The 13,898-nt window shown below is 64.7% G+C and carries 10 protein-coding genes and 2 pseudogenes; 4 read left to right on the forward strand and 8 right to left on the reverse strand.

Annotated elements, in window-relative coordinates; all coding sequences use genetic code 11:
* The first annotated feature begins 56 nt into the window (after nt 1-56).
* Nucleotides 57-1,178, forward strand: coding sequence for a cell division protein ZapE (gene zapE, locus CSV86_RS06565; RefSeq protein ID WP_170394479.1), 1,122 nt, complete (start codon nt 57-59; stop codon nt 1,176-1,178).
* A gap of 11 nt (nt 1,179-1,189) precedes the next feature.
* Nucleotides 1,190-1,794, forward strand: a pseudogene (locus CSV86_RS06570) (DinB family protein).
* On the opposite strand, the gene CSV86_RS06575 reads toward CSV86_RS06570, so the two are convergent.
* A complete protein-coding gene (locus tag CSV86_RS06575; protein WP_009401055.1) occupies nt 1,769-2,203 on the reverse strand; it encodes a YqaA family protein in 435 nt (144 codons plus the stop codon). The pseudogene CSV86_RS06570 and the gene CSV86_RS06575 sit on opposite strands and share 26 nt — an antisense overlap.
* 199 nt (nt 2,204-2,402) lie before the next feature.
* On the opposite strand from CSV86_RS06575, the gene CSV86_RS06580 reads away from it, so the two are divergent.
* Both CSV86_RS06580 and CSV86_RS06585 read left to right on the forward strand, forming a co-directional pair.
* Nucleotides 2,403-2,969, forward strand: coding sequence for an antibiotic biosynthesis monooxygenase (locus CSV86_RS06580; RefSeq protein WP_009401054.1), 567 nt, complete (start codon nt 2,403-2,405; stop codon nt 2,967-2,969).
* 58 nt (nt 2,970-3,027) lie between these two features.
* Nucleotides 3,028-3,846: an alpha/beta fold hydrolase gene (locus CSV86_RS06585; RefSeq protein ID WP_009401052.1), complete on the forward strand. Its 819-nt coding sequence runs from the start codon at nt 3,028-3,030 to the stop codon at nt 3,844-3,846.
* 57 nt (nt 3,847-3,903) lie between these two features.
* On the opposite strand, the gene CSV86_RS06590 is transcribed toward CSV86_RS06585, so the two are convergent.
* The 7 genes and pseudogenes from CSV86_RS06590 to mapR all read right to left on the reverse strand — a co-directional run bounded on the left by CSV86_RS06590 (nt 3,904) and on the right by mapR (nt 13,869).
* Nucleotides 3,904-4,815, reverse strand: coding sequence for a LysR substrate-binding domain-containing protein (locus CSV86_RS06590; RefSeq protein WP_009401051.1), 912 nt, complete (start codon nt 4,813-4,815; stop codon nt 3,904-3,906).
* A gap of 154 nt (nt 4,816-4,969) precedes the next feature.
* Nucleotides 4,970-6,757, reverse strand: a complete 1,788-nt coding sequence (locus CSV86_RS06595; protein ID WP_009401048.1) for a monovalent cation:proton antiporter-2 (CPA2) family protein — start codon at nt 6,755-6,757, stop codon at nt 4,970-4,972.
* A 143-nt stretch (nt 6,758-6,900) separates the two neighbouring features.
* A pseudogene (locus tag CSV86_RS06600) lies at nt 6,901-7,328 on the reverse strand (DUF411 domain-containing protein).
* A 138-nt stretch (nt 7,329-7,466) separates the two neighbouring features.
* A complete protein-coding gene (locus CSV86_RS06605; protein ID WP_009401046.1) occupies nt 7,467-8,405 on the reverse strand; it encodes a copper resistance protein B in 939 nt (312 codons plus the stop codon).
* A complete protein-coding gene (locus CSV86_RS06610; protein ID WP_009401045.1) occupies nt 8,398-10,101 on the reverse strand; it encodes a copper resistance system multicopper oxidase in 1,704 nt (567 codons plus the stop codon). Before CSV86_RS06610 ends, CSV86_RS06605 begins: the two co-directional genes overlap by 8 nt.
* A gap of 235 nt (nt 10,102-10,336) precedes the next feature.
* Nucleotides 10,337-12,403, reverse strand: a complete 2,067-nt coding sequence (locus CSV86_RS06615) for a hybrid sensor histidine kinase/response regulator (RefSeq protein WP_009401044.1) — start codon at nt 12,401-12,403, stop codon at nt 10,337-10,339.
* Nucleotides 12,404-12,459: 56 nt separating this feature from the next.
* Nucleotides 12,460-13,869: a GntR family transcriptional regulator MpaR gene (gene mapR / locus CSV86_RS06620; RefSeq protein WP_009401043.1), complete on the reverse strand. Its 1,410-nt coding sequence runs from the start codon at nt 13,867-13,869 to the stop codon at nt 12,460-12,462.
* Nucleotides 13,870-13,898 lie beyond the last annotated feature (29 nt).

A 13,898-nucleotide genomic window follows, 5' to 3' on the forward strand; every position in this document is an offset into this window, starting at 1 on the left:
CGCCGACTTCAAAATCCACATACAAATAATTGCTTACTGATATACCCTGTGCCCTTTTGTCCGAGGGTCAGCATGTCCCACACCCCCTGGCCCTGTACCGCCAGGCCATCGAGCAGCAGGGCTTCATTCCCGACCCTGCCCAGCAGGCCGCCGTGCAAGCCCTGCAAAATTGCTTTGATGCCGTGCAGCGCGGCGAACCGGCCCGGGGCGTGTACCTCTGGGGCCCGGTCGGCCGCGGCAAGACCTGGCTGATGGACCAGTTCCATGGTTGCCTGACGATTCCCGCGCGCCGCCAGCATTTCCATCACTTCATGCGCTGGACTCACCAGCGCCTGTTCCAGCTCAATGGCACCGCCGACCCGCTCAAGGCCCTGGCCCAAGCCCTCGCCGAAGAGATCCGCGTGCTGTGTTTCGACGAGCTGTTCGTCAACGATATCGGTGATGCGATCATTCTCGGTCGTCTGTTCCAGGTGCTGTTCGAATCCGGGGTAGTGGTGGTCGCCACCTCCAACCTGCCGCCACGCGAGCTCTACGTCGACGGCTTCAACCGCGAGCGCTTCCTCCCGGCCATCGCCGCGATCGAGGCGTCGATGCAGGTGGTGGCAGTCCAGGGCGAGCAGGATCATCGCCTGCACCCCGGTGACGGCCAACAGTGCTACTGGGTGCGCCAGGCCGGCCAGCCCTGCGCGCTGGAGCAGGTGTTCAACGACCTGAGCGGCGGCGCCCCGGCCACTGATGCGGACCTGCCCGTCGGCTACCGCACCGTCCAGGTGATCCGCCGCAGTGCCAGGGTGCTCTGGTGCGATTACCCGCATCTGTGCGAGCAGCCCCTGGCCGCCATGGAGTTCATGGCTCTGTGCGAAACGTTCGACGCCATTCTGCTCAGTGGCGTGCCGGCCCTCGGCGCGGCGCGGCGCCCGGGCAGGATCGCCCGGGGCACCGAGGATGGCGCCGAGCGGGTGGTGGCCGGCGATCGGGAGCTGCCGCAACTGTCGCCGCAGGACAACGGCGCACGGCGTTTCATCGCCCTCGTCGATGAATGCTATGACCAGCGCGTAGCCCTTTACCTGGAGGCCGACGTTCCCCTGGAAGCGCTCTACACTCAAGGCTACCTGGAGTTCCCGTTCCGACGGACACTCAGCCGTCTGCGGGAGATGCAGCTGCAACGCTTCCACTGAGGACGTGCAAGATGGCCGAGCCACTGTCGCACCACCTGCTGACCATGGCCTACAACAATGCCTGGGCCAACCACCGCCTGTACAAGGCGTGCCGGCAACTGAGCCGCGACGAACTGGTCGCGCCGCGGTGCAGTTTCTTCCCCTCGATCAAGGCCACCCTCAATCACTTGCTGACCGTCGACTGGTTCTACCTCCAGGCCCTGGAGCGCGAGCTGCGCGGGGGCCGCCGGACGAACTGTCGGCGCGCTTCTTCGAGCCGGAACAACCCTTCGACGATGTCGGGCAGTTGCACCGGGAACAGGCGCAGAACGACCGGCGCCTGATCGCCTATTGCCAGCAACAGCGCGACGACCAGTTGCAGCGCTACGTCAGCATCGTCCGTCCCGAGCGGGTTCAGCGCGACCAGCGCTTGCGCCTGCTGTCCCATCTCTTCGAGCACCAGATCCACCACCGCGGGCAGGTTCACGCCATGCTCGCGGATACCGGTGTGCGCCCGCCGCAACTGGATGAATTTTTCTGCGAGGAGGAGGCCCCTCTGCGTGCGCAGGACTTCGCCGAACTGGGTTGGACCGAGGAGATGATCTGGGGCGTCAGCGGCCGAACCAACCCAGGGTAATCAGTGCCAGCACCAGGTACCGTGCGCCCTTGGCCACGGTTACCAGCAGCACGAAGCGCCAGAACGGCTCGCGCATGATCCCGGCGATCAGGGTGAGTGGGTCGCCGATCACCGGCATCCAGCTCAGCAGCAGCGACCATTTTCCGTAGCGCTGGTAGCGCTGCTGCGCCTTGTCCAGTTGCGTGGCGGAAAAGGGGAACCAGCGCTTGTCGCGCCAGCGTTCCAGGGCTCGCCCCAGCAGCCAGTTGACGATAGAGCCCAGTACGTTGCCCAGGGTCGCCACCAGCAACAGGCTCGTCACCGCCTGCGGATCGTGCAGGAGCAGGCCCACCAGCAGCGCTTCGGACTGAAGCGGCAATAGCGTGGCGGCGCCGAATGCCGCGAGAAACAGACCCCAATAGCTCAGCACGGTGGGCGCGCTTCCTTTTTCCGAAGGATGCGTAGGATATTTCCCGGAACCCATGGCCGCCAGCACGGAAGTGTTCAATTGTTTATCGTTCCGTTAATGGAACGCTAAAGGCCGATTTGGCCATCTGGTGCTGAAAGGGTGTCGAAATTAAGCTTTTCCCATCAACGCGACACACCACTTATCGCCAGGGAAACTGCTTATGAACACCGCCAACCAGGACAGCTCCAACGTGGTCACGCTGGTCATCCAGCACAAGGTCCGCAGCGACGCGCTGGACACCTATGAAGAATGGCTCAAGCGCGCCGTGCAGGCCGCGCGTCGCCAGCCCGGTCACCTGGGCGTCAACGTCATCCGTCCGGAGCAGGGCGGCAGGCACTTCACCACAGTGGTGCGCTTCTGTGAGTCGGCCCGTCTGCAGGATTGGGTCAACTCCAGCGAGCGCCAGCGGATGATCGACGAGGTCATGCCTTTGCTTGATGGCGGCGACCATACCGAAGTCCACGCCGACCCCGAGTTCTGGTTCACCCCTGTCGGCAGTGGTGCCCAGCAACCCCCGCGCTGGAAGCAGGCGGTGCTGACCTACCTGGTGATCTGCCCGATGACCCTGCTGGTCCCGGCCTTGCTGGCGCCATTGTTCGCTGCGGTTCCCGCGCTGGGCGGGCCGCTGGCGGGCAACCTGATCGGCAACCTCTTCGTCATCCTGCCCGTGGTGTTTTTCATCATGCCGCTGGTGACCCGCCTCGCTGCCGGCTGGCTGCGGACCTGAACGAATCGCCCCATACACACTCAAGAAACTACCTACGCATTTTTCAGGAGATACCGCTATGAGCACTCTCGTTACCCGTGACGGCACCGCGATCTATTACAAGGACTGGGGCAGCGGCAAGCCCGTGCTGTTCAGCCATGGCTGGCCGCTGGACGCCGATATGTGGGATGTGCAGATGGAGTTCCTGGCCAGCCGCGGCTACCGCGCCATCGCCTTCGACCGTCGCGGTTTCGGGCGTTCCAGCCAGCCGTGGACGGGCTATGACTACGACACCTTCGCCGACGATATCGCCCAGTTGATCGAGCACCTCGACCTCAACGAGGTGACCCTGGTGGGCTTCTCCATGGGCGGCGGCGATGTCACCCGCTATCTCGCCCGGCATGGCAGCGAGCGGGTGGCCGGGCTGGTCCTTCTGGGCGCGGTCACGCCGCTGTTCATCAAGACTACGGACAATCCGGAGGGTGTCGACAAGTCGGTATTCGATGGCATTCGCGACGGCATCCGCGCCGACCGTGCGCAATTCATCGCCGACTTCGCAGCGCCGTTCTACGGCATCAATCATGGGCAGAAGGTATCCCAGGGCGTGCAGGCCCAGACCCTGAACATCGCCCTGATGGCCTCGCTCAAGGCCACCCTGGACTGCGTGACGGCGTTTTCCGAAACCGACTTCCGTCCGGACATGGCGAAGATCGACGTGCCAACCCTGGTGATCCATGGCGATGACGACCAGATCGTGCCTTTCGAGACCACGGGCAAGAAAGCCGCGCAGATGATCCGCGGGGCCGAGCTGACCCTCTACAGCGGGGCGCCCCACGGGTTTGCCGTGACTCATGCGCAGCAGTTGAACGAAGACCTGCTGGCGTTCCTGTCGCGCTGATCCCTGTTGTGCTTTCGGGCCTCATCGTCGGACCACCGCGATGAGGCCTTCTGCTTTCTAGGCCATGTCACTCCCCGCAAACTCCTCCGCCAGATGATCGATCAATGCCCGCACCGACGGCAGCAAGCCGCGCCGTGACGGGAAGATCGCATGCACGATGCCGCAGCGCGGATGCCATCCCGGCAGCAACTCCACCAGCCGCCCCGCCGCCAGGTCCTCGCGCACCGCCACCCGTGGCAGGTGAGCGATTCCCACCCCGGCGACGACGAAATGGCGCAAGGCGAACAGGTCGTCGGTGACCATGCGTGGGGTATGCGGGATCACCAGGCTGCGGCTCATGTCCTCGCCCTGGAACAACTCCCATTGGTACTCGCGCTGGGCGCTGCCCCAGTGCAGGCTGGGCAGCTCGCCGAGCCGCTGCGGGTCGAAGCCCTCCGGCAGCGCCTGGAGAAACGACGGCTGGCCGACCAGGCATTGGGTGCTGTTGCTCAGCACCTTCATCACCATGTCGGTGTTTTCCAAGGGCGGGAAGCGCACCCGCAAGGCCAGGTCGAAACCTTCGTGCAGCAGATCGACGCGGCGGTTGGTGCTTTCGATGAACAGCTCTACCAACGGGTACTTGAGCATGTAGCGGGTCAGCATCGGCCCGACCCAGGAGTTGAGCAGGGTGGTCGGGCAGCTCAGGCGCACCAGGCCGCGGGGTTCGCTGCGATTGCGCTCGATCACCTCGGCCGCGCCTTCGGCCTCGACCCGCATGGCCAGGCAGCGTCGATAGTATTCCTGGCCGATCTCGGTCAGCGAGCAGTGACGGCTGGTGCGATGCAGAAGGCGCACGCCGAGGCGCTCCTCCAGCTCGCAAATACGCCGGCTGAGCTTGGACTTGGGCATGTCCAGCGCGCGGCCGGCGGGGGCGAAGCCGCCGTGTTCGACGACCTGGGTGAAGTAGTAGAGGGAGTTGAGGTCTTCCAAGAAGGGCGGCTCCGTTGTGACAAGCCCGGAGTCTACTGCAAGTGTCTCTGTTGATCTTCAGGGCCTCATCGCTGGCAAGCCAGCTCCCACAGTGTCCGCGGCGCTGCCGAACCTGTGGGAGCTGGCTTGCCAGCGATGAGGCCCAAAAGATCAATCAATCAGCATCGGCTTCGAACAACCGCTCCAGATCCAGCCGCGCTTCCTTGGCCGTCTGCATCACCTTGGCCTTGTCATCCCGCACCCGGCCCTGGGCGGCCAGCACTTCCTCGTCGTGCCGGGTGAAGCGCTGGATCCGGTCCGCCGCCTGGTCCTCGCTCAAGCCCAGCCCGACCAGGGTCATCCGGCTCATTTCCAGGCTCGAATGGAAGGTCTCGCGAATCGGCTCGGCGCCCACCTCCACCAGTTCATGCACATGCTGGCGATTGCGTGCCCGGGCCAGGACCTTGAGATGCGGGTACATCTGCTTGACCCGCTGCGCCGTGCGCGTCGTGGCCTCGGCGTCGTCGGTGGCGATGACGAAGTATTCGGCCTCGCCGACCTTCGCCGCATGCAGCACCTCGGGACGTTGCGGGTCACCGTAGAACACTGGCACCTGCTCGAACATGCGGGTCATCTCGATGGTATCCACCGAGGTTTCCAGAGCGAGGAAAGGTATCTTCTGCGCGCGCAGGATCCGCGCCACGATCTGGCCCATCCGGCCCATGCCGACGATCACCACCCGCGGCGCATCGGTATCGATGTCCTTGTATTGCTCCGGCACTTCGCGCACCACCTGCGGGCGCTTGCCCAGGCGAGCGCAGCCGAGCAGCAGGAGCGGGGTGATGGCCATGGACAGGGTGATGGTCATCAGCAGCATGTCGTAGGTTTGCAGGTCGAACAGGCCCTGGTCGCGTCCCAGCTTGAACACCACGAAGGCGAATTCGCCACCGGCGGCCAGCACCACGCCCAGGCGCAGGGCGTTGACCTTGTTCAGGCCACCGGCGAAGTAGCCGACCAGCATCAGCAGCGGCAGCTTCACCGCTACCAGCAGCAGCGTCAGGCCGATCAGCAGCAGCGGCATGTCCAGCAGCAGGCGCAGGTTGGCCCCCATGCCCACGCTGATGAAAAACAGCCCCAGCAGTAGCCCTTTGAACGGCTCGATCTGCGCCTCAAGTTCATGCCGGTATTCGGAGTCCGCCAGCAGCAAGCCAGCAAGGAAAGCGCCCAGGGCCATGGAAATGCCTGCTTCTTCCATGAGCCAGGCCGTACCGATCACCACCAGCAGGGCGGTGGCGGTAGACACTTCCGGCAGGCCGGTGCGGGCCACGATGCGGAACAACGGACGCAGCAGGTAGCGGCCGCCGACGATAACGATGGCAATGCTGCCGAATACCTTGAGGCCGTGGCCCAGACTGTCGCCATGGCTGGTATCCGGCCCGGCGGCGGCCAGCAGCGGCACCAGGGCGATCAACGGAATCGCGGCGATGTCCTGGAACAGCAGGATGGCGAAGGCCAGGCGACCATGGGGCGCATTGAGCTGCTTGCTTTCGGCCAGGCTCTGCAAACCGAAGGCGGTGGACGACAGGGCCAGGCCAAGGCCCAGGACAATCGCCGCCGGCAGCGAGCGGGCAAAGCCGAACAGCGCGATGGCGCCGATCACCGCACCAGTCAGCAGGACCTGTGCCAGGCCCACGCCGAACACCGACTTGCGCATCAGCCACAGGCGCCGTGGCGACAGTTCCAGGCCGATGATGAACAGCAGCAGGACCACGCCCAGCTCGGAGATATGCGCAACGCTCTGGGTGTCGCGGATCAGCCCCAGGGCCTGCGGGCCGATCACCACGCCAGCCAGCAGGTAGCCGAGCACGGCGCCCAGTTGCAGGCGCTTGGCCAGGGGAACGGTAACGACCGCGGCGAGGAGGAAGATCACCGCGGTTTGCAGAAGGCTGCCTTCGTGTGGCATTGCTCGGTCTCCATGAACTGCTTGAGGCAGCGTTTGCTATGAAAGTCCGGGCATTTTCCTGGGGATTGGTCTTTCCGACAATCCGGCTGGGTGTGGATGGATTGTCTCCCTATTGGTGACAATAAGCGGGTCAGGCCTGTGAATCAGTACTCGGCAATCACTTCGTCGGTGCCGGCACCGGTCAAGCCGATGACCTGGTAGGCGTCCTTGTGATCGCCCATTTCCATTCCCGGGAGCCCATTGGCATACCCGGTACGGCAATGCCTTTCAGATCGGGGCGTTTGCCGAGCACTGCAATCTGCTCGGCCGGGACATGGCCTTCGATGAACTGGCCGTTGATCACGCCGGTATGACAGGAAGCCAGGCGCGGCGCCACGCCGAGTTTCTGCTTGACCGCGCTCATGTTCGGCTCGACGTGGTCGTTGACGGTATAGCCGTTGTCGCGCAGATGGCTGATCCATTCCTTGCAGCAGCCACAGTTGGGATCGCGGTAGACATCGATGGTCTGCCCGGCCTGGGCCAGGGTGGTCAGGGCCAGCAGGCCGAGGGCTGCCAGGTTTTTCTTCAGCATGGTCTTTCTCCTTTGGATTCTGTGTTGTCTGACTGGGCTCAATCGCTGGCAAGCCAGCTCCCACAGGGACTGGATGCACCGCCCCTGTGGGAGCTGGCTTGTCGGACCGCCGCACCGCAGCGATCGGGGCGACACGGTCTAGAACCTTAACCTGATACCCGCCACCCAGCGCGTCTGCCCGATATCCTCGCCTTCATCCCGGGCCATCGCCGCCGTTTCGCCATACATCCGGTTGAAGGTCACCCCTACATAGGGCGCAAACCCCGGGGTGATCTCGTAGCGCAGGCGCACCCCGGTCTCGCTGTCCGACAGCCCTGAGCCTTGTCCGCGGCCGGCGTCGTTGCGTCCATGGAAATTGGCTTCGACCATTGGCTCCAGCCGCCAGCGCTGGGTCAGCAGGATAGCGTAGGACGCTTCCAGCCGCAGCGCGGTCTGTTGCCGCTCGCCCGCATACAGCGTGGCTTCCAGTTCCATGCCATAGAGCGGTGTGCCCTGGACGCCGAAGGCTGCCCAGGTCTGGCCGCTGCCCGGCTTGAAGTCCTGGCGCACGCCCGCGACCACTTCCCACCAGGGGCTGAAGGCGTGCCCCCAGAGTGCCTGCAATTCTGCCTTGTGGGTGCGTCCCTGTTCCCGTTCGCCTTCGCTGCGCAGCCACAGGCGGTCGATATCACCGCCGATCCAGGCGTTGGCATTCCAGTTCAGCGCGCTGCTGTTTTCGAAATTCTGGTACTCCAGTTGTTCGACGGTCACCGCCCAGTTGATCTGCCGGTCATGCACCTGGTGCCCGGGCAGGGGCGGGAAGGCTGCCTGGCGATCGGCGTCGGTAATCGGTTTGAGCGGTGTACGTGGTGGTTGCGGTGCATCGTGGTTCATCGAGCCATGCGTCATTGCTCCGTGATTCACTGCTTCATGATCCATTGCTCCATGGTTCATCGCGCCATGGCCCATGGCCGAATGATCCATACCGGAGTGATTCATGCCGGAGTGATCCATCGTTGCCGCGCGAATCTCCTCGCTGCCCAGCAGCAAAAGCAGGGCAATGCCGCCGATCAACGGCCTGTTCGATCGTTCATTCATCGACGCGTACCTCGCGGAACATGCCGGTTTCCATGTGGTAGAGCAGGTGGCAGTGGTAGGCCCAGCGGCCCAGGGCGTCGGCACTGACCCGGTAACTGCGGCGGCTGCCCGGTGGCATGTCGACGGTGTGCTTGCGCACCTGGAATCGCCCGTGTTCATCCTCCAGGTCGCTCCACAGGCCGTGCAGGTGGATGGGGTGGGCCATCATGGTGTCGTTGACCAGGGTGATGCGCAGGCGCTCGCCGTATTTCAGGCGCAGCGGTTCGGCATCGGAAAAGCGGATGCCGTCGAACGACCAGGCGAAGCGCTCCATGTGCCCGGTCAGGTGCAGTTCGATCTCGCGCCCCGGCTCGCGGCCATCCGGGTCGGCGAAGGTACTTTTCAGGTCGGCGTAGGTCAGTACCCGGCGGCCGTTATCGCGCAGGCCGATGCCGGGATCGGCCAGGTTGGCCTTGGGCATCATGGTCTGCATGTCCACCAGCGGGTTGCCGTTTTCCGAAGCCGGGTGCTGCTGCATGTCCATGCCCGGCATGGCGTGATGCATGCCGGCCATGCTGCCGTGGTCCATCGCGCCCATGTCGCCATGGCCCATGTCCGCCATGCTCAGCACCGGCTTGGGCTCCAGCGCCGGAATCGCTGCACTCAGGCCATGGGCCCGGGCCAGGGTACCGCGGGCATAGCCACTGCGGTCCATGCTTTGGGCGAACAGGGTGTAGGCCGGCAGGTCGCCGACCGTGACCAGCACATCGTAGGTTTCCGCCACCGCCAGGCGCAGTTCGTCCACCGTGACCGGCTGCACCGGCTGGCCGTCGGCGGCGATCACGGTGAGCTTGAGGCCGGGAATGCGGAAGTCGAAGTAGGTCATCGCCGAGCCGTTTATCAGGCGCAGGCGCAGGGTTTCGCCGGGCTGGAACAGGCAGGTGAAGTTGCCCTCGGGAGCCAGTCCGTTGAGCAGGTAGGTATAGGTGGCGGCGCTGATATCGGCGATATCGGTGGGCGTCATGTGCATCAGCGCCCATTCCTTGCGGTTGGCCAGGGTCGCCGACCAGCCGTCGCGGGCCACGTCATCGATGAAGTCGCCGACGGTGCGCTGGCGCTGGTTGTAGTAGTCGGACTGTTTCTTCAAGCGGGTCAGCAGGGCGGCGGGCTTCTCGTCGCTCCAGTCGCTGAGCAGCAGCACGCAATCGCGCTGGTAGACGTGGGGCTCGGGGGTCTTCGGCTCGATGACGATGGCGCCGTAGACCCCGGCCTGCTCTTGCAGGCCGGAATGGCTGTGGTACCAGTAGGTGCCGTGTTGCTCCAGGGTGAAGCGGTACAGGTAATCGCCGCCGGGCTCGATGCCGGCGAAGCTCAGGCCGGGCACGCCGTCCATGTTGGCCGGGAGGATGATCCCGTGCCAGTGCAGCGAGGTGCTTTCGTCCAGGCGATTGCGCACCCGCAGGGTCACAGTATCGCCTTCGCGCCAGCGCAGCACCGGGCCGGGCAGGCTGTTGTTGATGGTCAGCGCGGTCCGCGGCTTGCCGGTGATATTCACGGCGGTCTGGCCGATGAACAGCTCGAAATGCTGGCCGTCCAGCTCTACGGAATCATGCGGCCCGCGGGCCCATGCGTTGCTGCGCCAAAGGCCGAGACCGCCCAGGGCGCTGGCTGCGGCCAGGCCCTTGACGAAGGTGCGGCGGGTAGGAAGGTGGGGCATGGGGTGTCAGTCCATCAACAGGGATGCCCGACCTTAATCTGCTGTGGCTGACAGCAAACTGAGGTTTGAATTACAGATTTGTCAGGGAGCGTTGGGCAGCGAACCTGCGGGAACTGTCTTTGGGGGTGTTGGAGATTGCGTGCATATCCATTTGTCAGGGCGACGCTGAGTCACCCGAGCAAACGGATCAACACACAATAACCAGCCCCAGCCCCAGCCCCAGCCCCAGCCCCATTCACCGCTCCCCGAGAATCTCCTCCACCCGCGCCATCAACCCCTCCAACGTAAACGGCTTGGTCATCACGCTGATCCCCGGCGCCAGTCGCCCATCGCTCAGCGCGGCGCTTTCGTCGTAGCCGGTGATGAACAGCACCGGCAACTGCGGGTGCACCTGGCGCACCGCTGCCGCCATTTGCCGACCGCTGAGCCCGCCCGGCAGGCCTATATCGCTGATCAGCAAATCCGGCGGCGTCCCGTCCTTCAACCTTGGCAAGGCCAGCACAGCGCTTGCGTAGAACTCGACCCGGTGACCGGACTCTTCCAGGCTCTCGGTAATCACCCCGCGCAGGGTGTCCTGGTCTTCCACCAGCACGATGCGCGCTCCGCTGCCCAGGCCCGGGACATTGCGCGCGCTGGCGCGGGCCGGGCTTGCCGCCGCGCTCTGGTGATGGCGCGGCAGGTACAGCTCGATCCGCGTGCCCTGGCCAGGGGCGCTGACGATACGCAGTTGCCCGCCTGACTGACGGACGAAACCGTAGGCCATCGACAGCCCAAGCCCGGTGCCCTGACCCAGCGGCTTGGTGGTGAAAAACGGATCGATGGCCCGCGCCGCGACATCGGCGGACATCCCCGTGCCGTTGTCGGCGACGCTCAGGCACAGGTACGGCCCTGCGGCCAGGTCCAGCGGGCGTCCGCGTTCTTCGTCCAGCTCGATATTGTCGATGGCGATTTCGATCAGCCCGCCATTGGGCAGGGCATCCCGGGCATTGATGCACAGGTTGAGCAGGGCGCTTTCCAGTTGCGGCGGGTCGATGAAGGTCGGCCACAGGTCATCCCTGAACTGGCTGCGAACCGCGATGGCCGGGCCGACGCTGCGCTGGATCAGCTCCTCCATGTCGCGCAGCAGGGCACCGACATCGGTGGCCTGGGGTTGCAGGGTCTGTTGTCGAGAAAAGGCCAGCAGGCGGTGAACCAGCGACGCCGCGCGTTGGGCCGAGGTGCTGGCGGCTTCCAGCAGTGGATGCAGTTCGGCGTGGCGCTGCTGGTCCAGACGCTGGCGCATCAGTTCGTGGGCACCGAGGATGCCGCCGAGCAGGTTGTTGAAATCATGGGCGATGCCGCCGGTGAGCTGGCCCACCGCTTCCATTTTCTGCGCCTGGCGCAGGGCCTCCTCGGCGCGCAGCAGGCGTTGCTGCTCCTCGACCCGGGCACTGATGTCATAGGCGAAAAGATAGGCGCCAAGCAGTTCGCCCTGGTCGTCGTGCAGCGCATTGAAGCGCAGTTCGTAATGACGGCGGCGGTCACCGCTGCCGAACTCGACGGTTTCGATAAACACCTCACCGGCCAGGGCCCGGCGCCACAAGGACAGGGTCCGCGCGCAATCGGCGGGGAAGCGGCGCAGGACGTGCTCCACCCGGTCGCCGACCTTCGGTGCCTCGTCGTAGAGGTGATAGCAGTCCTTGAGGGCCTGCTGGTTGATCGCCATCCAGCGCAGGTCGGGGCTGACCACCTGGACGCAAGCCACGCTGTTGTCCACCAGTTGAGCGAGCAATTGGCGTTCGGCCAGCGCGTCACGCACCCGTTGCTCCAGTTGCTCGTTGAGCCGATGCACGGCCCGTTCGGCGTTGCGTCGTTCGGTCACGTCCTGGAACAGCACCGCAACCTGCTTGCGCTCGGCCGGTTCGATGCGGAAGGTGGTGACCGACAGCACGCGGCCGGTGGCGACCAGTTCCTGTTCGAAATGCAAGGGCTCGCCAGTGCGCAATACCGCACCGTAACGGGCGACCCAGTCGTCGGCCTCGTCGGGGACCATTTCCCGCAGTTTCTGCCCGACCACGTTGGGAATCCCGGCGTGGCGAGCGTAGGCGGCGTTGGCTACGACGTGAATGTAGTCACTCAGCGGGCCATGGGGGCCATCGAAAAACTCGATGACACAGAAGCCCTCGTCCATGGTGTCGAACAGAAAGCGGTAGAAGTCCTCATCCTGCGCCTGTTGTTGCAGCAGTTGCCGTTCGAGGGCGGCATTGCGTTGTTGCAGGGTCTGGAGTTGCAGGCGCAGGGAGTCGAGTTCGCGGGAGGGCATGGAAAGGTCCGGACGCAGGCCAATGGCGCCACTTTAGACCGCCGCTGATGCGGCGGCTAGAAGGAGCGTACGATCCGTCCGAGTGTTTCCATGGCTTTTTCCGATTGCTCGGTCCAGGGGCTGCCGTAATTCAAGCGGATGCAATGACGGAAGCGCCGGGTCGGCGAGAAGATCGGCCCCGGGGCGATGCTGATGCCCTGGGCCAGGGCCATCTGGAACAGTTTGAGGGAGTCCATGCTCTCCGGCAGTTCCAGCCAAAGGAAATAACCGCCCGAAGGATGGCTGACCCGTACCGAGGCGGGAAAATGCCGGGCGATGGCGGCGAGCATGGCGTTCTTCTGTTCTTCCAGGGCATAGCGCAGGCGGCGCAGGTGGCGGTCGTAGCCGCCGTGCTGGAGGTAGTCGGCGATGGCCGCCTGGGCAGGCATCGAGGCGCACAGCGAAGTCATCAGCTTGAGCCGTTCGATGGTGCGGGCGAAACGTCCGGCGGCTACCCAGCCAATCCGATAGCCGGGGGCGAGGCTTTTGGAGAAGGAACTGCAATGCATCACCAGGCCCTCGGTGTCGAAGGCTTTCGCCGGCTTCGGCGCCTGCTGGGCGTAATACAGCTCTGCGTAAACGTCGTCCTCGATCAGCGGCACCTGGTGCTGGCGCAACAACTCGACCAGCGCCCGCTTCTTTTCTTCCGGCACGCTGGCGCCCACCGGGTTCTGGAAGTTGGTCATGCACCACACGGCCTTGACCGGGTGCCGCTCCAGGGTCTGGGCCAATACCCCCAGGTCGATGCCCTCGCGCGGGTGCACGGGAATTTCCACGGCCTTGAGCTTGAGGCGCTCAAGCACCTGCAGGCAGGCGTAGAACGCCGGTGCCTCGATCGCCACCAGGTCGCCCGGTTCGGTCACCGCCTGCAAGCACAGGTTCAGGGCTTCCAGTGCACCGTTGGTGATGAGCAGTTCCTCCATCGGCAGCATCAGCCCGCCGACCATGTAGCGCAGGGCGATCTGCCGGCGCAGTTGCGGATTGCCTGGCGAAAGGTCGGTGACCACCATGCGCGGATCCATGTCTCGGGTCGCGCTGGCCAGCGAGCGGGCCAGGCGTTGCAGGGGGAACAGGGCAGGGCTGGGGAACGCCGAGCCGAACGGCACGGTGTGCGGGTCCTTGATCGATTCGAGGATGGAGAACACCAGTTCGCTGACGTCGACCTCGGTGGACTCGATGGCCGGCTCGCCGATCCGTGGTTCGCTGAACGGTTTCGGCGCATGGGCGTTGACGAAATACCCCGAGCGCGGCCGCGCGCGGATCAGCCCGCGGCGCTCCAGCAGGTAGTAGGCCTGGAACACCGTGGACGGGCTGACCCCGTGGGTCTGGCTGGCGTAGCGCACCGACGGCACGCGCTGGCCGGGTCCGAGGACCCCGGTGTAGATCAGTTCGGCAATGTCGTCGGCGAATTTCTCGTAGCGTTTCATCATGGCTCTGCTGGTTCGAAGTGCACGCA

Source organism: Pseudomonas bharatica CSV86, assembly GCF_000319305.2.
GTDB classification, from domain to species: domain Bacteria; phylum Pseudomonadota; class Gammaproteobacteria; order Pseudomonadales; family Pseudomonadaceae; genus Aquipseudomonas; species Aquipseudomonas bharatica.

Bases quoted from the DNA above. Each gene is read 5' to 3' on its own strand.
- CSV86_RS06580 (WP_009401054.1), top strand. From the start codon at position 2,403: ATGAACACCGCCAACCAGGACAGCTCCAACGTGGTCACGCTGGTCATC.
- mapR (WP_009401043.1), bottom strand. From the start codon at position 13,869: ATGAAACGCTACGAGAAATTCGCCGACGACATTGCCGAACTGATCTAC.
- CSV86_RS06605 (WP_009401046.1), bottom strand. From the start codon at position 8,405: ATGAATGAACGATCGAACAGGCCGTTGATCGGCGGCATTGCCCTGCTT.
- CSV86_RS06595 (WP_009401048.1), bottom strand. From the start codon at position 6,757: ATGCCACACGAAGGCAGCCTTCTGCAAACCGCGGTGATCTTCCTCCTC.
- CSV86_RS06610 (WP_009401045.1), bottom strand. From the start codon at position 10,101: ATGCCCCACCTTCCTACCCGCCGCACCTTCGTCAAGGGCCTGGCCGCA.
- CSV86_RS06615 (WP_009401044.1), bottom strand. From the start codon at position 12,403: ATGCCCTCCCGCGAACTCGACTCCCTGCGCCTGCAACTCCAGACCCTG.
- CSV86_RS06585 (WP_009401052.1), top strand. From the start codon at position 3,028: ATGAGCACTCTCGTTACCCGTGACGGCACCGCGATCTATTACAAGGAC.